Below are 22,925 nucleotides of genomic sequence, written 5' to 3'. Positions count from 1 at the left end.
AATACGTTTTTAACCAGCTTAAGAATCAACATGTCTGCCAGCGCAGTGAATGTGAACCCTGGGCGCAATGTCGTCGTCGTGGGTACCCAGTGGGGTGATGAGGGCAAGGGCAAGATCGTTGACTGGCTGACGGACCACGCGCAAGGCGTCGTTCGTTTCCAGGGCGGTCACAACGCCGGACATACGCTCATCATCGGCGGCAAGAAAACTATCTTGCGTCTGATTCCGTCGGGCATCATGCGCCCGGGCGTCGCCTGCTATATCGGCAATGGCGTCGTGTTGTCGCCGGAGGCACTCTTCAAGGAAATCGAAGAGCTGGAATCCGCCGGCATCGACGTCCAGAAGCGTCTCTTCATTTCTGAAGCCACCACGCTGATCCTCCCGTATCACGTCGCCATCGACCAGGCCCGCGAAGCACGCAGTGGCGCCGGCAAGATCGGCACGACGGGTCGCGGCATCGGTCCGGCGTATGAAGACAAGGTCGCGCGCCGCGGTCTGCGCGTGCAGGACCTGTTCGAGCCGAAGGCATTCGCGGAACGTCTGCACGCAAATCTCGACTTCCACAACTTCGTGCTCACGCAATACCTCGGCGCACCTGCTGTCGACTATCAGCAGACGCTCGACATGATGCTCGGCTATGCCGACCGTCTGAGGCCGATGGTCACGGACGTCTCCCGCCGTCTGTACGACGAGAACCACGCCGGCCACAACCTGCTGTTCGAGGGCGCGCAAGGCACGCTGCTCGATATCGACCACGGCACGTATCCGTTCGTCACATCGAGCAACTGCGTCGCGGGCGCGGCCACGTCGGGCGCGGGCATCGGTCCGCAGAAGCTGAACTACATCCTCGGCATCACGAAGGCGTACTGCACGCGCGTCGGTTCGGGCCCGTTCCCGAGCGAGCTCTACGACGCGGACAACGCAAGCCGCCAGGAAGAAGTCGGCCTGACGCTCGCGAAGGTCGGCAAGGAATTCGGCTCGGTCACGGGTCGTCCGCGCCGCACGGGCTGGCTCGACGCCGCGGCGCTGCGCCGCTCGATCCAGATCAACGGCGTGTCGGGTCTGTGCATCACGAAGCTGGACGTGCTCGATGGCCTCGATGAAGTGAAACTGTGCGTCGGCTACACGGTCGACGGAAAGAATGCCGACATCCTGCCGCGCGGCGCGTATGAAGTGTCGCGCTGCGAACCCGTCTACGAGACGTTCGGCGGCTGGAAGGAAAGCACCGTCGGTATCAAGGAATGGGACAAGCTGCCTGCGAATGCCCAGGCGTATCTGGCGCGCGTGCAGGAAGTGGCGGGCGTGCCGATCGACATGGTATCGACGGGTCCGGACCGCGATGAAACCATTCTTCTCCGTCATCCGTTCAAGGCTTAATACATGACGCAGGGTGTACCGATGATTGCGATGAAAGACCCACGCAACGATGACCGCAATCTGTGGGTTGGCTGGGACGAATATCACCGGCTGATCGAAATGCTCGCGCTGAACGTGCACGAATCCGGCTGGAAGTTCGACAAGATCCTGTGCCTCGCACGCGGCGGCCTGCGTGTCGGCGACCAGCTGTCGCGCATCTACGATCTGCCGCTGGCTATTCTCGCGACCAGCTCGTATCGCGAAGCGGCGGGCACGGAGCAGGGCGAACTCGACATCGCGCAATACATCACGATGACGCGCGGCGAACTGTCGGGCAACGTGCTGCTCGTCGACGATCTGGTCGACTCGGGCGTGACGCTCGCGCGCGTGCAGCAGCATCTGAAGGAGCGTTATCCGGCCATTACGTCCGTGCGTTCGGCCGTGCTGTGGTGGAAGGCATGCTCGAAGGTGAAGCCGGACTATCACGTCCAGTATCTCGCGACGAACCCGTGGATCCATCAGCCGTTCGAGGAGTGGGACACAGTGCGTCCGCACAATCTCGGCGCGTGGATCAAGCGCGGCCAGGAGCGTTCGACGGACGCAAGCTAGCCAGCCTTGTCAATGCCGTCGCGCACCGTTGCGGCGATCGGCAGCGAATCGAGCGGAGCCCTTCGGGGCTCCGTTTTTTTTGTCCGGGACCTGGCGAACGCGAGCGGGAGGGAATTTAACAATCACGCGATTGACATTCGCGAATGCCCGTCCGGAGCGGGAGTGCGATGCTACACTGCTTGTCACGAAGCGTTGCTACGTGGCGTTTGCACAACGGGTCGAATGGTGGGCTTTAATGCCCATATTCTTTAGAATAGCGTTCGTTTTTGCCGCTCAGGAACGGATTCTTTTCGCGTTTATGACAAACAATCATCACGTCCCGAAGCAGCCGTTGCCATCGCTTGCAGTCGCTGCGATCGGCGTGGTTTTCGGGGACATCGGCACTAGCCCGCTGTATGCGCTGAAAGAAGCCTTCAGCCCCTCCCACGGCATTCCCCTTACTGACGGTTCCATTCTCGGCGTCATTTCGCTGCTGTTCTGGGCGATCATCGTCGTCGTGAGCATCAAGTACGTGATGTTCGTGATGCGTGCCGACAATAACGGCGAAGGCGGCGTGCTCGCTCTGATGGCGCTGTCGCTGCGCTCGTTCGACGCGAAGAGCAAGGCGGCCGGCTTGTTGATGATGCTCGGCATTTTCGGCGCGTGCATGTTCTATGGCGATGCCGTCATCACGCCGGCCATTTCGGTGATGTCGGCCGTCGAAGGGCTGGAGATCGCTGCGCCCAAGCTCACGCATCTGGTGCTGCCGCTCACCATTGTGATCCTGATGCTGCTCTTCTGGATCCAGCGCCACGGCACGGCGATGGTAGGCCGCCTGTTCGGCCCCATCATGGTGATCTGGTTTCTCACGCTGGCCGTGCTCGGGGTGTCGCATATCGTGCAGTCGCCGGAGGTCATCAAGGCGCTCAATCCGTATTACGCGGTCTCGTTCATGGCCGCGCATGTGCTGCAGGCGTATGTCGTGCTTGGCTCTGTCGTGCTGGTGCTGACGGGCGCCGAAGCGCTTTATGCCGACATGGGCCACTTCGGCGCGAAGCCGATTCGCTATGCGTGGTACGCGCTCGTGATGCCGTCGCTGGTGCTGAACTACTTCGGCCAGGGCGCGCTTCTGATGCACGATCCGAAGGCCATCGAAAACCCGTTCTATCTGCTCGCGCCGGAATGGGCGTTGCTGCCGCTCGTCGTGCTGTCGACGGTCGCGACTGTCATCGCGTCGCAAGCGGTGATTTCGGGCGCGTATTCGCTGACGAGCCAGGCGATCCAGCTCGGCTACGTGCCGCGCATGAAGATCCTGCACACGTCGGAGCTTGCGATCGGACAGATCTATGTGCCCGTCGTCAACTGGATGCTGCTGTTCATCATTCTGTGCATCGTCATTGCGTTCAAGAGCTCGGATAACCTGGCCGCTGCGTACGGTATCGCCGTGACGGCGACGATGGTGATCACGACGGTTCTCGCGAGCGTCGTGATGGTGAAAGTGTGGAACTGGAACAAGGGCATCGTGGCGCTGATCATCGCCGCGCTGATGACTGTCGACCTGGGCTTCTTCGGCGCGAACCTGCTCAAGGTCGCGGAGGGTGGCTGGCTGCCGCTGTGCATCGGCGCGCTGCTGTTCTTCCTGCTGATGACCTGGTTCAAGGGCCGCATGATCGTGAAGGAGCGCACGGCCGCCGACGGCATTCCGCTGATGCCTTTCGTGCAGGGTCTGCTTGCGCATCCGCCGCATCGTGTGTCGGGCACGGCGATCTATCTGACGGGCAGCGCGACGCTGGTTCCCGTGAGCCTGCTGCATAACCTCAAACACAACAAGGTGCTGCACGAGCGCACGATCTTCCTGACGTTCATCACGCGCGATATTCCCTATGTCGACGACAACGACCGGCTGACCGTGAAGGACGTGGGCGGCGGACTGTTCCTCGTGAAGGCCGCGTATGGCTTCAACGAAACGCCCGATGTGAAGGCCGTGCTCGAGCAGATCAGCGTGACGCACGACATGTCGTTCGAACTGATGGACACGTCGTTCTTCCTTGCGCGCGAAACGGTGGTGCCGACGCAATTGCCGGGGATGTCGGTATGGCGCGAGCGCGTGTTCGCGTGGATGCATCAGAACGCCGCGAAGCCGACAGATTTCTTTAGCATTCCGGCAAATCGCGTCGTGGAGCTGGGGACGAAGATCGAAATTTGATCCGGCGAGCGCGCCTCGCGTCAGGTGGAGTGTCTCGATCGGTAAAGACGATTGGCAAAGACAAAGGCCCACGCATTTACATGCGTGGGCCTTTTGCTTTCGTTGTTCTGCGCGGTGGCTTCGATACCATCGGCGGCAGCGAGATACGATGCCGCCGATCTTCGAAAGCGCGCGCTTAACGCTTCAGCTTCGCAAACGCGGCCGCCATCGCGTTGACAGGCTCCTGTTCGCGCGAGCGCTGTTGCGGACGTCCGCCGCCCGCACGACCGCCCATGCCGCCGCGCTCCTGCTGGCCGCCTGCGCGTGCGGCCGGAGCCGGCGAGAAGTCGTCGTCGAGACGCATCGTCAGCGAAATGCGCTGGCGCTTCACATCGACTTCGAGCACCTTCACCTTGACGATTTGCCCCGCCTTCACGACTTCGTGCGGGTCCTTGATGAACTTCGTCGACATCGCCGATACGTGCACGAGACCATCCTGATGCACGCCGATATCGATGAACGCGCCAAACGCGGCCACGTTCGTCACGACGCCTTCGAGCACCATGCCGGGCGACAGGTCCGAAATCTTCTCAACGCCTTCGCGGAAGGTCGCCGTTTTGAACTCGGGGCGCGGGTCGCGGCCGGGCTTTTCGAGCTCGGAGAGAATGTCACGCACGGTCGGCAGACCGAAGCGATCGTCTACGAACTCGGTGGGCGACAGTTTGCCGAGCGCGTCGCGATTGCCGAGTACTTCGCCGATGCTCTTGCTGATCTTCGCGAGCATCCGTTCGACGACGGGATACGCTTCCGGGTGCACCGACGAGCGGTCGAGCGGATTCTCCCCACCGTTGATGCGCAGAAAGCCCGCGGCCTGCTCGAACGTCTTGTCGCCGAGACGCGGCACCTTGCGCAGATGATCGCGCGTCGGGAAGGGACCGTTCGCGTCACGGTAATCGACGATGTTGCGCGCGAGCGTTGCGTTCAGGCCGGACACGCGCGCGAGCAGTGCGACGGAAGCCGTGTTCGCATCCACGCCCACCGCGTTCACGCAGTCCTCGACGACGGCATCGAGCGAGCGCGCGAGTTCGCGCTGGTTCACGTCGTGCTGATACTGGCCGACGCCGATCGCCTTCGGCTCGATCTTCACGAGTTCGGCGAGCGGGTCCTGCAGACGGCGCGCGATCGACACCGCGCCCCGCAGCGACACGTCCAGTTCCGGGAATTCCTTCGCCGCCAGTTCCGACGCCGAGTAGACGGAAGCGCCCGCTTCCGACACGACGATCTTCTGCAGCTTCAGCTCAGGATGGCGCGAGATCAGTTCGCTCGCGAGCTTGTCCGTCTCGCGCGATGCCGTGCCGTTGCCGATGCTGATCAGTTCGGCTTGCGTCTGCGCGGCGATGCGCGCGAGCTTCGCGAGCGAGCCGTCCCAGTCGCGGCGCGGCTCGTGCGGGTAGATCGTATCGGTGGCGAGCAGCTTGCCCGTGCGATCGACGACGGCGACTTTCACGCCCGTGCGCAGACCCGGGTCGAGGCCGATCACGGCCTTCGGGCCCGCCGGCGCGGCAAGCAGCAGATCCTTCAGATTGCGTGCGAACACGCGGATCGCTTCGCTTTCGGCTTCCTCGCGCAGATTCGTCAGCAGTTCGTTTTCTATGTGCGGCTGCACCTTCACGCGCCAGCACCAGCGGCACACGTCCGAGAGCCACTTGTCGGCGGGACGGCCCTGATTCGCGATGCCGAAGTGGCGCGCGATCATCGCTTCACCCGGATGCGGCACCTGCGCGTCGAGCTCTTCACCCAGGCCGAGCTTGATCATCAGGACGCCTGCATTGCGGCCGCGGAAAAGAGCGAGCGCGCGGTGCGACGGCACCGTGCGGATCGTTTCCGAATAGTCGTAGTAGTCGCGGAATTTCTCGCCTTCTTCGCCTTCCTTGCCTTCCACCACGGCCGACACCAACACGCCCTGGTTGAACAGATAGTCGCGCAGCTTGCCGAGCAGTTCGGCCGTTTCGCCGAACTGCTCCGAGAGGATGTCGCGCGCGCCGTCGAGTGCAGCCTTGATATCGGCGACGCCTTTCTCGGCATCGACGTATTGCGCGGCTTCCGTCTGCGGATCGAGCAGCGGGTTCGCGAGCAGCGCGTCGGCGAGCGGCTGCAGGCCGGCCTCGCGGGCGATCTGCGCACGCGTGCGGCGCTTCGGCTTGTACGGCAGATAGAGATCTTCGAGCACCTGCTTGCTGTCGGCGCCTTCGATCGCGGCGCGCAGCTCGTCCGTCAGCTTGCCCTGTTCGTCGATGCTCGCGATGATCGCGGCGCGGCGGTCTTCGAGTTCGCGCAGATACAGCAGGCGTTCTTCGAGCGTGCGCAGTTGCGTGTCGTCGAGATTGCCGGTGACTTCCTTCCGGTATCGGGCGATGAATGGAACGGTCGCTCCCTCATCGAGTAGTCCCACCGCGGCCGCGACCTGGCGCGGCTGGACGGTCAATTCTTCGGCAATGCGCTGTACGATCTTGAGTGCTACGGTGTCCGTCATAGGGTCTTGATGTTCCTGCCGGATTCGACTGGTGGCCCACCTGCGCGCAGGCAAGGCGGCCGGATTGCTGAAAGGTCGCTGAAGCTCGTGAAAGCTTCTGGAGCGGGGCATTTTGCCATAAATGGCCGAGCGCTCAACCGTGGGGTGATAGAATTTCAGGCATGTTCCGTTGCCCATCTACGACGTTGCCGACCTCCCGCATTTCGCCCGGATCTCCACGCCGATCTCCGCTCGCATCGCCCGTCTTCGGGCCACAGATTGCTCCGATTGCCTTCGGGTTCGCCGCTATCGCCCGTCGCATTGCGGTTGCGGCGTCGCTTTCATTTGCCGTCGCTATGCCGGCGTTCGCACAGCAGACTTCCGCGGCGGCACCTAGCATCGTTGCCGCATCGGATGCCACTGCCGATGCGGGGATGCCCGCCGGTGCATCGGGCGTGCCGGCGAAGCGTACGGATGCAGGCTCGCAACCTCCCGCAGCGAACGACTTCGACGCGCGGCAAAAAGCGCTCGATGCCCGTACGGCGGAGAACAACTACCGTTACGCCGTTGCGCAGCACAATTGTTATAGCAAGTTTTTCGTCAATCACTGCCTGAACTCGGCACGTGACGACATGCGCGTCGTCGCTGCCGATATCCGCAAGGAACAGCTCGCGCTCGACGACGAAAAGCGCGTCGAGCATGCACGTCAACGCGACGAGCAGGCGGCGATCAAGCGCGCGCAAAACGAGGCCGACGCGCCCGCGCGCGCCGCGCAGGACGCGCGCAACGCGCAGGCTTACGACGAGAAGCAGCGCCAGCATCAGTTGAGCCAGGCGCAGCGCGAAGCGGAGGCGCCGCAGCGCGCCGCGAACGAGAAGGCGTATCAGCAGAAGCAGCAACAGCACGCGATCGATCAGGCGCAGCGGGGCATCTCGCCATCGCAGGCGGCGGCGAACCAGAAGGCCTATGACGCGAAGCAGGCCGACTTCCAGCGCAAGCTCGACCAGGCGCATCAGCAGGCCGCGCAGAAGGCGCAGGAGCGTGCTGAGAAGCAGCAGCGCTTCGAGCAGAAGCAGAGCGAAGCCACGCAGCACAAGGCCGACGTCGAGGCACGCCAGAAGCAGGCCGCCGAGAAGGCCAAACAGAAGCAGGAAGAGCAGGCGAAGCAGCAACAGCAACTCGACCAGCAACAGAAGCAGCAACCGCAGCAGTAACCGCAGCAGTAAGCAGCGAGCATCATCAGCCGTAACGCGTTTCAGGCCGGACAGCAACCTCGAGCGGAGCGACTGCACGACGCGGCCTTCGCCATTTCGAAAGAGGAGGCGAGCATGCGCGATCATCATCGCGTCATCAACTCGGACACACTGCGCGACCGCATTCTGCAACTCGAATCGGAGCACAGCGGACTTGATCGGTTGATCGACAGGATGTCCGAGGAACCCGGCATCGACGACCTTGAGATACAGCGCCTGAAAAAGCGCAAACTCAAGGTCAAGGACACCATCATCTTGCTGCAATTGCAGCTTGAACCGGAAGCGCGCAGCTGATACAGCGGCCCGGCAGGCGCCGGCCGCGTTCAGTTCGTGGCGCGCCCGATTTTGCAGGAAACGCTTGCCTTGAATTCACCGCTTCAATCTTCTTCGCGCGCGACGCCCGCCGACGACGCGCCCGCACGCGACGAGCGCGCCGGGAAACCCGCAGCGGGCGGCGGCGCGCTGGCCGCGTCGCTGAGTCACAAGCACTCGTCCGAACTCGCCGATATCTTCGCCGCCGACGGGCTGCTCGCCCGTCAGATCGACGGCTACCGCCCGCGCGCGTCGCAGATCGAGATGTCACGCGCCGTTGCGGCCGCGATGGAAGCGTCGGGCCGCGCGATGCCCGAGCCCGCGATGTTCGAAGCGCAGAAGCGCCCGGCGCGGCGGCTGCAGCAGTCGTCGGCATCCGCATCGGCGGCAGCGCCGGACGACGCGGCGCCGACGGACGCCAATGTGGACGGTGGCGAAAACACGCTGATCGTCGAAGCCGGGACGGGCACGGGCAAGACCTACGCGTACCTCGTGCCCGCGATGCTGTGGGGCGGCAAGGTCATCGTGTCGACGGGCACGAAGCACTTGCAGGACCAGCTCTATCAGCGCGACATTCCGACCGTGCGCGATGCGCTCGCAGTGCCCGTCACCGTCGCGATGCTGAAGGGCCGCGCGAACTATCTGTGCCACTACTATCTGCAACGCACGGCGGACAACGGACGTCTGCCGTCGCGGCAAGAAACGTCATATCTGCAGGACATCGTCCGCTTTGCGAAGATCACGCGCACAGGCGACAAGGCCGAACTCGCGAGTGTGCCGGAGACGGCGGCCGTGTGGTCGATGGTGACGTCGACGCGCGACAACTGCCTCGGCCAGGAGTGTCCGCATTACAAGGACTGCTTCGTGATGCAGGCACGCCGCGAGGCGCAGCAGGCCGATATCGTCGTCGTCAATCACCATCTGTTTTTCGCCGACATCATGTTGCGCGACACGGGCATGGCCGAGCTGCTGCCGACAGCGAACACGGTCATCTTCGACGAAGCGCATCAGCTGCCCGAAACCGCGACGCTCTTTTTCGGCGAAACGCTTTCGACGACGCAGTTCCTCGAACTCGCGCGCGACTCGGTCGCCGAAGGCCTCGGCCACGCGCGCGATGCCGTCGACTGGGTGAAGCTCGGCGCGGCGCTCGAACGCTCGGCGCGTGATGTGCGGCTCGCGTTCAAGGAAGATTCGGTGCGTCTGTCGATCGGGCAACTGCCTAACGATCATCCGCTGTTCCCCGCGCTCGAAGCCGTCGAAACCGAACTCGATGCGCTCGCCAGTGCGCTGGCGGGGCAATCGGAGCGAGCCGAGTCGCTGGGGGCGCTGTTGCGTCGCGCGCGCGAGTTGCAGGACATGCTGGCGGGCTGGACGACGCCGCCGACCGCGACCGAGCGCGATGCGGCGTCCGGTTCGGCGTCGCAGGCGAGCGATGCGAATGATCCTAACGAGAAGGTTCGGTGGATCGAAGTGTTCTCGCATACCGTGCAACTGCATGAGACGCCGCTGTCGGTCGCGCCGATCTTCGCGAAGCAGCGTGCGGGCGTGCCGCGCGCGTGGGTCTTCACGTCGGCGACGCTTTCCGTGCGCGGCGACTTCACGCACTATGCGGCGCAGATGGGCCTGAACGCGCGTCGCTCGATGACGCTGCCCAGTCCGTTCGACTACGGCACGCAGGGCCTGCTGTACGTGCCGCGCAACCTGCCGCAGCCGTCGTCGCCCACGTTCACCGACGCTGTGTTCGACGCCGCGTTGCCGGCGATCGAAGCGTCGGGTGGCGGCGTGTTCATGCTGTGCACGACGCTGCGCGCGGTCGATCGCATTGCGTCGAAGCTGCGCGACGTCATCGAATCGCGCGGCTGGAACATGCCGCTGCTCGTGCAGGGCGATGCGAGCCGCACGGAACTGCTCGATCGTTTCCGTTCGTACGGCAATGCGATTCTGGTGGGCAGTCAGAGCTTCTGGGAAGGCGTCGACGTGCGCGGCGATGCGCTGTCGCTTGTGATCATCGACAAGCTGCCGTTCGCGCCGCCCGACGACCCCGTGTTGTCAGCGCGGCTCGATGCGTTGACGAAGAAAGGCTTGAGCCCGTTTGCCGTTCACCAACTGCCGCAGGCTGTCATTACGCTCAAGCAGGGCGCGGGGCGTCTGATTCGCTCGGAGACCGATCGCGGCGTGCTGATGATCTGCGATACGCGCCTTGTCGACAAACCGTATGGACGCCGTATATGGCAAAGTCTGCCACCCTTCAAGCGGACGCGGGAACTCGATGTGGTGCGGGAGTTCTTCGAAGAGAACGCGCAGACTCAGTGAAGCGAGACGCGCGTTGCATCGATACTCGATGTTGCCGATGCAACGGGCGCGTAATTGCGACGAAGGCAATTCGACGCGTCGCTGTTTTGAATTCACTTCCAGTTCAAATACAAGTCGAAATGCATCGAATACGTGCAAGCGAAATAATCTCGATATAAAAGACGACGCATAAAACAAAACGCCACGGACTGAAATCCGTGGCGTTTTGTTTTTTGCCCGGGAAGCCCTGCGGACCTCCCGTTGCAGTTTTCGCCCTGAGGACGAACCCTGTGCTACAGCTTACTGGCTTGCGCCCGAAGCCGGAGCAGCTGCCGATGCAGCACCTTCCGAAGCAGCAGCGCCTGCGTCCGAAGCAGCAGCAGCCGGTGCCGAAGCGGGGGCTTCGCTCGCAGCAGCAGCGCCCGAAGCAGCAGCGCCCGTATCCGAAGCAGCGGCAGCCGGTGCCGATGCGGCAGCAGCGTCGCTAGCCGGGGCAGCTGCCTGGTCGCTGCTCTTGTTGCATGCAGCCAGTGCCACAGCTGCCAACAGGGATGCTACGAGGAGGGATTTCTTCATGATCACGTCCTTTTATGGTTAAAGGTAAGCAACAGCGCAAAATAATACCGGTAATGTGCTCCAACACCGACCTGGGCCGCTGGTGGAGACCGCACTTCATGAGCGTGAATCTTCCCTACGGCTTGGGCGGAAATTATATGCACTTTCGTATCGACCGTCGACAAATCCGGGGCCAATACGTTGTCTTTCTCAGACAATTTTTCGCTATACGGTATAACAGCGGAGCGAATCTTATCGCAGTTCACCCATCTGTATCCAGCCCGCACGATACCACTCGTGAAGTAGTGCTGTCACCGACGATTGTGGTGAGAGTGTTACAAAGCGTTTCGCACTCAGAGAGCGGTTGTCGGCGAGTTCAATCACCCATTTTTTCACGCCTGCAAGCCTGCTTTCTTCTCCATTTAGATAATAAGAGCGGTTGTCGTAAAGCAGCACGGTTTTACGGTCGAGCCGCACGCCTTCCTTGATCGCGCGGCTGATGAAACGCGCTTCATCGAGCGGGCGTTCGGGCGGATCGAACACGACGCTCGGCTTCGGCTCGCTCAGATACGTGCCGAGGAACGACGAGACGTCCTTGTCGCTCCAGTCGACGCCGGCAAGGATCGCGCCCACGCGGTTGACCAACGCGGGAGGCAGTTCCGCCGGGCGTTCGACAGCGGGTTGCTGCGGATCGCGATAGAGCGCGGAACCATTCGGCGACGCATGTGCCTCACCGCGTTCGGCGAGGTAATAGAGGAACTGCGCAGCCAGTTCGCTCGTAGAGGGGGCGCGAAAACCGATCGAGCAGGTCATGCATTCGCCTTGCGCGACACCGTCATGCGCGATATGCGGCGGCAGGTAAAGCATGTCTCCTGGCTCCAGCACCCAATCCTCTTCCGGCTCGAAGTGTTGGAGGACTTTCAACGGCAGGCCCGGCTGCAACGACAGATCGCGCTGCGCGCCAATGCGCCAGCGTCGCTTGCCATGAACCTGCAGCAGAAAGACGTCGTAGGAATCGAAGTGAGGACCGACGCCGCCGCCGTCCGTCGCGTACGAAATCATCAGATCGTCGAGGCGCGCGTCGGGCACGAAGCGAAAGCGGTCAAGTAAGGCGCGTGCGCGGTCGTTATGCAGATCGACCCCTTGCACGAGAAGTGTCCACGCACGTTGCTTGACGGAAGGTAATTCGTCTGCAGCAAACGGGCCATGCTCGAGCTGCCATCGGTTGCGAAAATGCGTGATGAGGCGCGACTCGACGTCGTCCTGATCGGCGAGTTCGAACAGTTCGTCGCGCGCAAGCGGCGTGACGATGTCGGAGATCGCCTGGCGGATCAGAAGGGGCTTTTTCTGCCAGTAACGTCGCATGAATTGCGACGGCGTCAGGTTGCCTAATAGAGGTGTGGACTGGTCCGGCGAGGGTGCCGACGAAGCGCAAACGGAAGTAGGGGAAGTACGCGCCGAAGCTTTGGCAGCGGGGTAGTCAGGGGGCCGCACGGGCATCGTATAATGTGAGTCGTAATCTGGAGAATCGAATGAAAATCGTAAAGAACACCGTCGTATCGGTCGCGTACAAGCTGTCGGATGCGCAAGGCAATCTGATCGAGGAAAGCGACGAGCCGATGGTTTATCTGCACGGCGGCTATGATGGCACGTTCCCCAAGATCGAGGAAGAGCTCGACGGCCATGAGCCCGGCTTCGAAACCCAGATCCAGCTGGAGCCGGTGGACGCGTTCGGCGAGTACGATCCGGAGCTCGTGAAGATCGAGCCGCGCAGCCGTTTCCCCGAGCCGCTCGAAGTCGGTATGCAGTTCGAAGGCACGCCTGAAGAAGGCGATGAAGATCTCGACTCGCTGATCTACACGGTGACGGACGTCGCCGAGGACAAGGTCGTGCTCGACGGCAATCATCCCCTCGCTGGGATGGCGCTGCGTTTCAAGCTCACGGTGAAGGACGTGCGCGAGGCGACGGAAGATGAAATCCAGCATGAACATGCGCACGGCGCGAGCGGCCTCGAAATCGTCGATGAAGACGATGACGAAGACGATGCCGACGACGCTGAACCGTCACGGCCGACGCTGCACTGAACTAGCAGGGTTGGCGCCCGGGCCGATGCCCGGATAGACGCCGGAAGGTTGGGCAATTCCCGAAGCGGGCGCGTAAGCGCCCGTTGTCGCATCTGGCGGGCCGTATCGATATGTCGTGCCGTTGCTGGTGTTACCGCCGTCGTTGCTGTTGCCCGTATCGGACGATGGCGCGCGCGGCGGCTCCGGCAGAATCGGCGGCAACTCGGATGCGGGGGCGGAGCCCGGCACGGCGGGCATCGAAGGCGTCATCGGCGGCGCCGTGTATTCGTTATGCGACGGCAATGCCGGCGCGGCAGGCAGCGGCAAACTCTTCGGCACGTTCTGCACGCTTACGCGAAACACCGGCCGTTTCGCAAGATCGGCATCGATCTGTATCCACTGGTTCTGGGGATTGCGCGGAGCGAATGCGATGCGCGTCAGATTCGTCACCAGGTCGCCCTTATCGTTGCGCAGCGGTTGATCGATCATGAAGCCCGCGTGCATTCGATCGTTATCCTGATGAATCACGACGACAGGTCCATGAAAGCTATCGGCCAGCTTCACGAGGCTGCGCTTGAATTCGAGAAAGCCGTCGCGCTTCGCCTTGTGGCCGAAGCGCAGCCACGCGAAGCGCTCGGGTCGCTCGTAACGTTCAGGATCGAAGTCGCCTTGTAGCAGCACGACGATCGCGCGCGCGTTGTGCCGCTTCGCGTATTCGGCGGCGTGGTCCAGCCAGAACGCATTCGCGATCACGCGGTCTTCGAACTCGCCGTTGCGTCCGCCCGCATACAGGAAATGATTGTTCGGGCCCGGCACGTTCAAGCCGACGAACACGGTATCGCCGAGCTGCCAGCGCACGTTCTCCCGATACGTACGAAAGCGCAGCACCTCGCTTTCGCGCGCGAGGGGAATCGGATTCTGCCCCATCGATGACGTATCCGCGAAGAGCGTCTGCCGCAGCAGATCGAGCCGTTCGACGGGGTCATAGCCGCCCGCTTCCTCCGTGCCGCAGTCGGCCCAGTCGTGTTGTCCGGGAATGAAAACGAGCGCGGGCTTCGACGTTTCGAGCAGTGTCTGGCGCGTCTCGAACAGCGAGTCGCGGCACGTTTCCTTTCCGCTTTTCAGATTGCCGTCGTACACGATGAACGAAATGTCAGGCTCGCGTCCGATCGCCTCGAGGAGCCGCTGCGTTTGTGCTTCGTCGGCGGGACTTTGCAGCGTGCTGCCGATGACGGCAAACGAGTAGCGCGGCTCCGATTTCGATTCCTTTGCGAACGACGCGCGTTCGGGCAAGGCCAGCGACATGACGGCTGCGAGCGCGACGGCGAGCGCCGCTCCTCGCGATCGACGACGCCTCGCCGACGCGGGGTGCGCGTACGCGTCAGTGATGCGCATCTGGCGACTTGGCCAGTTCATGCAGTTCGTACAGCAGGTCGAGCGCTTCGCGTGGACGCAGATCGTTCGGATCGATCTCGCGCAGCCGCTCGACGAGCGCCAGCATGGCAGGGTCCAGTGCGGGCGCGGCGGGCTCATCGTCGGCATCTTCGAGCATCGCCACGGGCGCCGCAAACAGGTCGAGTTGCGGCGCCGGCTGCGCGGCCGACTGCTGTTCGAGATACGCGAGATGCTTGCGCGCCGCGCGGATCACCGCGTTCGGCACGCCCGCCAGTTGCGCGACCTGCAGGCCGTAGCTCTGATTGGCGGGGCCTTCGTTGACGGCGTGCAGAAACACGATGCCATGCCCATGCTCGACGGCCGACAGATGCACATTCGCTGCATGCGGAAACTCGGCGGGCAGTTGCGTCAGCTCGAAGTAGTGCGTCGCGAAGAGCGTGTGACAGCCGTTGTGCGCGAGCAGATGTCGCGCGATTGCCCATGCGAGGGCAAGGCCGTCGAAGGTCGACGTGCCGCGGCCGATTTCGTCCATCAGCACGAGGCTTTGCGGCGTCGCGTCGTTCAGGATCGCGGCGGCTTCCGTCATTTCGACCATGAATGTCGAGCGGCCGCCCGCCAGATCGTCGGCGGCGCCGATGCGCGTGAAAATGCGATCGATGGGGCCAAACGACGCGCGGCGCGCCGGCACGTAGCTGCCCACGTACGCCATCAACGCGATCAACGCGGTCTGACGCATGAAGGTCGATTTACCGCCCATGTTCGGGCCGGTAATCAGCAGCAGCTTGCGTTCGGGATTGAGCGTGCAGTCGTTTGCGATGAACTGCTCGACTTGCGCCTCGACGACGGGATGCCGTCCCTGTTCGATTTCGATGCCGCCCGTCGGCATAAAGCCTGGCGCGACCCAGTCGAGCGCGCGGGCTCGTTCGGCGAACGCGGCGAGCACGTCGAGTTCGGCGAGCGCCGAAGCGACGCGCTGGGAATCCGCGATGAACGGCAGAAGCGCCTGCAACAGCGCGTCGTACAGCGCCTTCTCGCGCGACAGCGCGCGTTCCTGCGCAGACAGCGCCTTGTCTTCGAAGGTCTTCAGCTCCGGCGTGATGTAGCGCTCGGCGTTCTTCAGCGTCTGACGGCGGCGATAGTCGTCCGGGACCTTGTCGGTCTGGCCGCGCGTCACTTCGATGTAGAAGCCGTGCACCTTGTTGTACTCGACGCGCAGATTGCCGATGCCTGTCCGCGCACGCTCGCGCGTTTCGAGGTCGATCAGGAACTGTCCGCAGTTCTCCGAAATATCTCGTAGTTCATCGAGTTCGGCATCGTAGCCGCGTGCGATCACGCCGCCGTCGCGGACCATCGCGGCGGGTTCCTGCGCGACCGCGTGCTTCAGTAAATCGACGCACTCGGCAGGCGGCTCCAGCGACGCGTCGATACGCGCGAGCGAATCGGCAGCCTGCGTGAGCGCGGTCAGTTGCGCGCGCAGTTCGGGCAACGCGATGAACGTGTCTCGCAGACTCGACAAATCGCGCGGACGCGCCGACAGCAGCGCGAGCCGGCCCGTGATCCGTTCGATATCCGAGATCTGCCGCAATGCGCTGCGCAGCGAATCGAGACTGGCTTGGGGCGGCGCGTCGAGCAATGCGCCGATCGCTTGCTGGCGCGCCTGCGCAAATGCTGCATCGCGCGGCGGATGATGCAGCCAGTGCCGCAGCAGACGGCTGCCCATCGTTGTACAGCACGTGTCGAGCAGCGAGCAGAGCGTGGGCGAATCCGTGCCGCGCAGCGTTTCCGTCAATTCCAGATTGCGGCGCGTGGACGGATCGAGCCCGATGTACTCCGATTCGTATTCGACCTTGAGGCTGCGCACGTGGCGCAATTGCTGGCCTTGCGTTGCCGCCGCATAGAGCAGCACGGCGCCCGCCGCGCCGCACGCGCAGGACAGCGAGTGCGCCCCGAAACCGTCGAGGCTCGCGACTTCGATTTGATCGCACAGCCGCTGCGTGCCCGACGCGACATCGAAATGCCATGCCGGGACGCGCGTCATCGCGCCGAAGCCGGAAGGCAGCGTCCACGCATTCGATTCGGCGGGCGAGGGCGTGTCGGCGACGAGAATCTCGGCAGGACGGATGCGCTCCAGTGCGGCGGCGACCTGATCGGGCGCGACTTCGGCAAGACGCAGTGCGCCGCTCGCCAGATTCAGCCAGGCGAGGCCGACGGCCGACACCACGCCACGCCGGTTGTACGCCGCGCACACGGCGAGCAGATACGTGTCGCTCTTGTCGGAGAGCAGCGCGGCGTCTGTCAGCGTGCCGGGCGTAACCACGCGCACGACCTTGCGCTCGACGGGTCCCTTCGAAGTCGCCGGATCGCCGATCTGTTCGCAGATCGCGACCGACTCGCCGAGCTTCACCAGTTTCGCCAGATACTGTTCGACGGCATGATGCGGCACGCCCGCCATCTTGATCGGATTGCCGCCCGACGCGCCGCGCTGCGTGAGCGTCAGATCGAGCAGGCGCGCGGCCTTTTCGGCGTCGTCGAAGAACAGCTCGTAGAAATCGCCCATCCGGTAGAACACGAGCGTGCCCGGATGCTCCCCTTTAATGCGGAGGTACTGCTGCATCATTGGGGTATGTTGAGCCAGCTCTGTTTCTGACATTGCTTGTGGCGCCGGGCCGGAATCGGGTGTAAGGCTCAGCCTAACAGGGGTTTCGGACAATTCTGAAGCTCGCTGACGTGTATGTTTAATGCCAATCTAGGAGGCTTAAATCTGGATTTTCAGTGTAGGTTTCGGTATCGTTTCCCTGTCGAGGAGAAACAACAATGCCTAAACCTACACAGAAAGTCGAAGACGCTCCCGCGCTAACACCGGGGATTATCGCCGCTATGACTCCAGGCGTCGAATTGGCCGATCGGAGTAATCCGGGGTTGCGTGTCCGGTGCAATGCGTCCGGCACGAAGACGTTCTTTTATCGCTACCGGGCACAGGACGGTGGCCTGCGGCAGATCAAGCTCGGTGAGTTCGGCGCTATGACATTGGCCGGCGCCCGAAGTGCCCTGCAAAAGAAAAAGCTCGAGCGCGAGCAGGGGATAGATCCGCAGAAGGAAAAGCGCAAGGCGCGCGCAGAGGCGACACGTGCTCGCGAAGCATCGCGCGCAAAAGCCTACACCGTCGCCGATCTGGTCGAAGACTACATCTCAGAGAACCTGAGCAAGCTCAAGCGCGGCGGGGAAGGCGAGCGGCTGCTGCGGAAAGAACTGCTGCCGAAGCTCGGCCATCGGCCGGCAGCTGCCGTCACGCGGCGCGAACTGCAGGATGAGGTGATGCGTCCCACGATGACGCGCGCTGCGCGCGTTGCGACGATGCTGCTCAGCCGGATCCGCTGCGCTTACGCGCACGGGCTCGAGCAGGGGCGCCTGCCCGACGACCACATCTCGCCGACGATCGGCATCAAAGGGGCGCCGCAGGTTCGGCGTACGCGGGCCCTCAGCGACGGTGAACTCGCCACGTTCCTGCGCTGGCTTCCGCATTCACCTTATAGCCGGTCGGTCCGCGATGTGGTGCACTTGTGTTTGTTGACCGGCTGCCGCAGCGGCGAGATCGTCGCTGCGCGGTGGCGCGACATCGACCTCGAGCGCGGGACGTGGGTGCTGCGAGATACCAAAAATTCGTTGCCCCATACCGTCATGCTGTCGCGTCAGGCTGTCGAACTGCTGCGATACAGACGGGATCTCGATGACGAATTCGCGTTTCCTAGCCCGAAGCGGCCGAACCGGCACATCAATCAGAAGGCTGTTGGGCTTGCGCAATACGAGGCACGACAGCCGACAGCCGACGGCAAGGTGACCGATCCGCTCACTGCGAACTGGTCTACGCACGATCTGCGCCGCAGCGCGGCGACTGGTCTTGCGCGCCTCGGTTGCCCGCGCGTCGTGCAGGACCGGATTCTGAACCACGTCGACAACTCGATCGGCGCGATCTACGACGTGCATCGGTACGACGACGAGGCGCGGCACTGGCTTCAGGTATGGAGTGACCATCTGACCGCATTGACGGCGCCGAATGTGGCGTCAATCGCGGCATAGCAAGAAGAGGAAGGGACGATCAAGCCCGCCACCTTGCAAGCCCGGGGGTGCTACCGGAGACTGATCGTCTGGCTTCTCCGGCGCTTGCCCGACCGAGTCCCAGTGGCGGACTGCCAAAAGAAAGCCTAGCACAGGAACCTGACAACGACGCCAGTCGCATCACGGCGCGATCTTGCATAGGGAAGGGCGGTCAAGCTGGCCCCATCGCAAGCCCGGGGGAAAACTCGACGACTGACCGCCGTGCATCGTCGAATGACACCCGACCGGGTTTTAGTGACCAGCCGCAGAAACGACTTTATCACATTCGATTATCCCGCTTCGGCGGGCTTTTCTTTTGGTGTGCGCTCACCACCCAAGGGGTACGCATACCTGGACGGCGTTGAAGGAAACTGCACTCCGTTGATCCATTTTGAACAGGGGCTATTTCATGAAAAATGCCGCCGACACGGCCACCGATGACATTTACACGCTAATCAAGATTGTGCGCGTTCAGACCATGCTCGGCTTGAAGTCTCGCTCGTCTGTGTACACGAAGCTCCGCGAAGATCCGACATTCCCGCGTCCAGTACGAGTGGGGGCGCATTCAGTCGCCTGGCGCCTACAAGAGGTCCGCGACTACATCGCTAATCTGCCGCGCGCTGAGCTGTCGGGCCTGTCTGGCCCCGACCAACGCCGCGCAGCGGCAAGGGGCGCCGCATGACGCTGAAAACGCCTATTGCAGCTGCAATCGTCCCAATGGCTCGGGCTGGCAGATCTATCGCGCGAGTCTGCCTCGATCGTTGCGGCTCTGCGGAAACGGCCCTCGCCGAACCTCTTGCGCTGCTGCGCCGCGCTCAAAAGGCAATCGACGGCCTTGTGCTTCAAAACCATCCGAATGCCGTTGTGCACATTGGCGAAGTGCAATCGAAGATCAATCATCTGATCGAGGTTATCCAGTCCGTGTTACCGCGACAGGGCCGAACCTACAGCATGGAAAAAGCCGCGCCTGTCGTCGCACCACTGCTCGGTGAGATCCCCGCGCTGATTGATCTCGTGGCGGGCCTGAACGTGTACGTTCCCGAAACGGGGGAGCTATGGCGGTGACAGCATTGAACCTGTTGGCCCACGAAATCGCAGCGATGCGGCCCGATGGCGCGATCGTGAGCTCAGACCATGATAGCGAATGGCAGACCGACGACCGAAACTGGTTCGAAGCCCGACCGGTGCGCGGGTTTCGCATTCGTAAGCCGCACGTCGGCGAGCCGGGCCTCGAAAAAGCGCAGTGGGTAATCGTGAAGCAGCTCGAGCCGGGGCGTCGGGTGAAGATGCCTGCGCACTGGCGCGGTGACGGCGCAGACCAACTTGTCGACCTCGCACAGAGATCGAACGGCGTGGGCGACGACGTGTATCACGATATCGTGCTCGGGCTGATCTATCAGGGATTCATGCAACGCAAGTTTCAGCCGATGAGCGCTATCTATGCGCAGGCGGATGCACTGCAGGCTTTCGCGACGAACGCGCGGCACTAAAAGAAAACCCGTTGCATAGCGGCAACGGGTCGGTAAGGTTTCATTTCAACGAGCGCCAACCCATTGAACGAAAACAGGAGTTTGCAAGGTGAATAGTACTCCTACACAAGATGTTGTCAAGCATAGCCATACGGTCGATGGAACCGATCTAGCTCATGACTTGCTGAAATGGATAGAGCCGCTGCGCAGGCGCATGCGTTCCGATATCCATGGCCGCAAGACGGCAGACGGGCAGAAGTGTGCGCGCCGACCGCTTTCAGATCGCGCGTTGCTCGCGCACTTCAGCGGAGGTGAGCCAGTCGGACTCTATCCGATGGCGAAAGGAAGTAGCGAGACACAGGTCGGTGTGCTCGATTTCGACAGCCATCGAGGCGCGACGCCGTGGTCAGAGATGTTCACCACCGCACAGCGTGTCGCGCTTCGAGCTGCGGCGTTCGGACTTGTGGCCCACGCGTTCCGCTCGTCAGGCGGCCGGGGCGTGCACCTGATTTTCATGTGGGATGTGCCGCAACATGCTTACAGCGTGCGCGAACTGCTTCGCGAGATTCTTCACGCCGAGGGATTGAGCAGCGGAACGACAGGTGTGGTCAACGGACAGGTCGAGATATTTCCGAAGTCCGATTTCTGCTTCGATTGCGGAAACTTCTTTGTGCTTCCGCTAGGCGGCAAATCGTTGCCGCTGGACATAGAAGATATTGACGACGCGCCTCTGCCGTCTGAATGGCTCCTGGGTCGCGATTGGGTCGCGTCGGCGCATGTCCCGTTACGAGAGCGACCCGCGCCTCGCGCGATGTCAGTAGATGGCCTGACGATGGATCTCAAGCGGGTAAGGGCTTATCTCGATCTCATCCCGAACAGCGGAGCCGACGATCTGCCATTCGGGGAGGGGAGCGGCGAAGGGGGGCGCGCATATCTTGATCTGATGATCGCGACTCATCGCGCGACGGGCGGCAGCGAAGAAGGCATGGCGCTCTACGCAGAGATGGCCGGTCGATCCGCCAAGTTCAGAATGGAAGACCTTGAACACCGTTGGCCGTCGATCACGCCGCGCGAAGGTGGAATTACCGTTCGCACGTTGATCGCAGCGGCGCGGCACTACGCGCCCGAAGCCGTCGCCGCCATCGAGCTCGCGGGTGTGGTCGACGAGTTCGACACAATGGCACCAGTGCCGATCTCGCTATACGCTAATTATCAGGGGCGTCCGTGGTCGCGCCAGCTCATGAAAACAGAGGGGAAAAATCCGCGCCCCCTCTGCAATGAGGCGAACGCGGCGTGGGCGTTGCGCAACGAACCGCTGTTCGACAAGTTGTTCGCCTACAACACATTCAGCGATCGCGTCGACGTGCTGCGCGCGAACGACTTCGGGCTGCCCGTGGGCGAGTGGAAAGACGGGCACGATCTTGTGCTGCTCGAGTGGTTCCAGCGTATCGGGCTGCAGTTCAATCACACGCAGGTCGAGCGCGCCGTCAACATTGTCGCCGCGGAGCGCGCCTATAACCCGGTGCAGGACTATCTGCGCGGTCTGGTGTGGGACGGAACTCTGCGGCTTGATACGTGGCTGCGCGACTATGTCGGCGCCGAGCAGACCGCGTACAAGCGCGCCGTCGGATCCCGCTGGATGATTGGTGCCGTGGCTCGCGCGCTCTTGCCGGGCGCGAAGATGGACAACGCGCTGATCTTCGAAGGCGCGCAGGGCAAATTCAAATCGACGGTGTTCGACGTGCTCGGCGGTGCGTGGTTTCAGGACACTTGTCCCGACATCGGCCGCAAAGATGCGCTCGAGAATCTGCGCGGCGCGTGGATCATCGAGATGGGTGAACTGTCGGCGATGCGCGCAGCTGAGATCGAACCGATGAAGCAGTTCATCGCGGCACGTCAGGACCGCTACCGGCCGTCTTACGGGCGCCGCGCGGCGAACTATCCGCGCACCTGTGTTTTTGCCGGCACGACCAATGGCGAGAAATACCTCAAGGACGACGAGAATCGCCGCTTCTGGCCGGTCAGCGTCGGCACGATCGACATCCAGGCGCTTCGCCGCGACCGCGATCAGCTTTGGGCCGAAGCCGTACACCGGTTCAACGCTGGCGAGCAATGGTGGTTGAACGCCGCTGAGACGGTCGACGCTGTTGGCGAACAGGCCGCGCGGAAAGCCGACGATGATTGGTTGCCGATCATCGCCGCGTGGCTCGCAAATCTCGACGGCGACTTCGAAGGTATCGATTCGCACATCACCAACGCGCGGATCAAAACCGACGCGTTGCGGATTCCTATCTCCGAATTAGGCCGGCGCGACGCCGACAAGGACGGCAAGCGAATCCGTTACGTCATGGAAACGCTGGGCTACCAGCGCGGCAAACAGATCCGGGTCAATGGCGTTCCCGACAGACCGTGGCTTAAATAGCTGTCACAGGCTGTCACAGGTGGGCCGGATGCGCCTGTGACAGCGAAACCCTTATAGATAAAGGGTTGTACAGGTGTCACAGGTGTCACAGGCTTTTTATAAGAGATAGAAGATAGTTAAAAGGGGAAGGGGAAATCACCCGCTACGCGGAGCCTGTGCGGTGAGTTGCAGAGCCCTCTACGCAAAATAGCCTGTACAACGTGTGACACCTGTACAACCCTTGTGGGATAAGGCTCTGCGCGTAACAAGCTGGATTTCGGGCCCTGTGACACCCTGTGACATCAGCTGGCCGATTTCGGATTTTGCAGGGTATTGCGTGTAGGAGTCCTAATAGTGATTGGTCGAACGCGGTTGTTTTTGCGCAACACGGTCTGTAGCGGGCCGCAAAACCGGGGCAGTTGCAGCTTGCTTCACGTACATGCGCGCGT

17 protein-coding genes are annotated in these 22,925 nt (G+C 62.5%); 12 read left to right on the top strand and 5 right to left on the bottom strand.

All coding sequences use genetic code 11. The annotated features are described in order from the left end of the window. Positions 1-30: 30 nt before the first annotated feature. From BMW76_RS09510 to BMW76_RS09500, 3 genes are all read left to right on the top strand, one after another. Positions 31-1,377, top strand: coding sequence for an adenylosuccinate synthase (locus BMW76_RS09510; RefSeq protein WP_090864874.1), 1,347 nt, complete (start codon positions 31-33; stop codon positions 1,375-1,377). Between the two features lie 3 nt (positions 1,378-1,380). Continuing rightward, a complete protein-coding gene (locus BMW76_RS09505; protein WP_090864873.1) occupies positions 1,381-1,965 on the top strand; it encodes a phosphoribosyltransferase in 585 nt (194 codons plus the stop codon). A gap of 298 nt (positions 1,966-2,263) precedes the next feature. Next, positions 2,264-4,150, top strand: a complete 1,887-nt coding sequence (locus tag BMW76_RS09500; RefSeq protein WP_090864872.1) for a potassium transporter Kup — start codon at positions 2,264-2,266, stop codon at positions 4,148-4,150. A 175-nt stretch (positions 4,151-4,325) separates the two neighbouring features. On the opposite strand, the gene BMW76_RS09495 is transcribed toward BMW76_RS09500, so the two are convergent. Next, entirely contained in the window at positions 4,326-6,662 is a 2,337-nt protein-coding gene (locus tag BMW76_RS09495; RefSeq protein WP_090864871.1) for a Tex family protein, read from the bottom strand. Positions 6,663-6,823: 161 nt separating this feature from the next. On the opposite strand from BMW76_RS09495, the gene BMW76_RS09490 reads away from it, so the two are divergent. The 3 genes from BMW76_RS09490 (at position 6,824) to BMW76_RS09480 (ending at position 10,519) form a co-directional block, all read left to right on the top strand. Beyond that, a complete protein-coding gene (locus BMW76_RS09490) occupies positions 6,824-7,855 on the top strand; it encodes a colicin transporter (RefSeq protein WP_090864870.1) in 1,032 nt (343 codons plus the stop codon). A 114-nt stretch (positions 7,856-7,969) separates the two neighbouring features. Beyond that, positions 7,970-8,188, top strand: a complete 219-nt coding sequence (locus tag BMW76_RS09485) for a DUF465 domain-containing protein (protein WP_087735434.1) — start codon at positions 7,970-7,972, stop codon at positions 8,186-8,188. A 69-nt stretch (positions 8,189-8,257) separates the two neighbouring features. Further along, positions 8,258-10,519, top strand: a complete 2,262-nt coding sequence (locus tag BMW76_RS09480) for an ATP-dependent DNA helicase (RefSeq protein WP_090864967.1) — start codon at positions 8,258-8,260, stop codon at positions 10,517-10,519. 279 nt (positions 10,520-10,798) lie between these two features. Here the strand turns inward: BMW76_RS09480 and BMW76_RS41800 are convergent, their stop codons facing one another. Further along, on the bottom strand, positions 10,799-11,074 hold the full coding sequence (locus BMW76_RS41800; RefSeq protein ID WP_087735433.1) for a hypothetical protein: 276 nt from the start codon (positions 11,072-11,074) through the stop codon (positions 10,799-10,801). Between the two features lie 231 nt (positions 11,075-11,305). Beyond that, the gene (locus tag BMW76_RS09465) at positions 11,306-12,553 is read right to left on the bottom strand and encodes a cupin domain-containing protein (protein WP_090864869.1); all 1,248 of its coding nucleotides are present in this window, start codon (positions 12,551-12,553) and stop codon (positions 11,306-11,308) included. A gap of 32 nt (positions 12,554-12,585) precedes the next feature. Here BMW76_RS09465 and BMW76_RS09460 point away from each other — a divergent pair, with 32 nt between their 5' ends. Next, entirely contained in the window at positions 12,586-13,137 is a 552-nt protein-coding gene (locus tag BMW76_RS09460; protein ID WP_090864868.1) for an FKBP-type peptidyl-prolyl cis-trans isomerase, read from the top strand. On the opposite strand, the gene BMW76_RS09455 is transcribed toward BMW76_RS09460, so the two are convergent. Both BMW76_RS09455 and mutS read right to left on the bottom strand, forming a co-directional pair. Continuing rightward, complete coding sequence (locus tag BMW76_RS09455; protein WP_177200343.1) at positions 13,117-14,511, bottom strand: hypothetical protein; 1,395 nt, start codon at positions 14,509-14,511, stop codon at positions 13,117-13,119. The two genes, BMW76_RS09460 and BMW76_RS09455, sit on opposite strands and share 21 nt — an antisense overlap. Beyond that, the gene (gene mutS / locus BMW76_RS09450) at positions 14,498-17,161 is read right to left on the bottom strand and encodes a DNA mismatch repair protein MutS (RefSeq protein WP_090864866.1); all 2,664 of its coding nucleotides are present in this window, start codon (positions 17,159-17,161) and stop codon (positions 14,498-14,500) included. The genes BMW76_RS09455 and mutS overlap by 14 nt, the downstream gene beginning before the upstream one ends. Positions 17,162-17,325: 164 nt before the next feature. Between mutS and BMW76_RS09445 the strand changes: the two genes are divergently transcribed. From BMW76_RS09445 to BMW76_RS09425, 5 genes are all read left to right on the top strand, one after another. Beyond that, a complete protein-coding gene (locus tag BMW76_RS09445) occupies positions 17,326-18,588 on the top strand; it encodes a tyrosine-type recombinase/integrase (protein ID WP_090864865.1) in 1,263 nt (420 codons plus the stop codon). Positions 18,589-19,015: 427 nt separating this feature from the next. After that, complete coding sequence (locus BMW76_RS42765; protein ID WP_143062233.1) at positions 19,016-19,288, top strand: helix-turn-helix transcriptional regulator; 273 nt, start codon at positions 19,016-19,018, stop codon at positions 19,286-19,288. After that, positions 19,285-19,671 (top strand): hypothetical protein, encoded by a 387-nt coding sequence (locus BMW76_RS09435; protein WP_143062232.1) that lies wholly within the window; start codon positions 19,285-19,287, stop codon positions 19,669-19,671. Before BMW76_RS42765 ends, BMW76_RS09435 begins: the two co-directional genes overlap by 4 nt. Positions 19,672-19,727: 56 nt before the next feature. Further along, entirely contained in the window at positions 19,728-20,096 is a 369-nt protein-coding gene (locus BMW76_RS09430) for a hypothetical protein (protein WP_143062231.1), read from the top strand. Between the two features lie 193 nt (positions 20,097-20,289). After that, on the top strand, positions 20,290-22,497 hold the full coding sequence (locus BMW76_RS09425; protein WP_090864861.1) for a VapE domain-containing protein: 2,208 nt from the start codon (positions 20,290-20,292) through the stop codon (positions 22,495-22,497). Positions 22,498-22,925: the final 428 nt, after the last annotated feature.

Origin of the sequence: Paraburkholderia diazotrophica (assembly GCF_900108945.1) — a bacterium.
Classification (GTDB): Bacteria; Pseudomonadota; Gammaproteobacteria; order Burkholderiales; family Burkholderiaceae; genus Paraburkholderia; species Paraburkholderia diazotrophica.
This window is presented reverse-complemented; position numbering and strand designations above follow the sequence as displayed.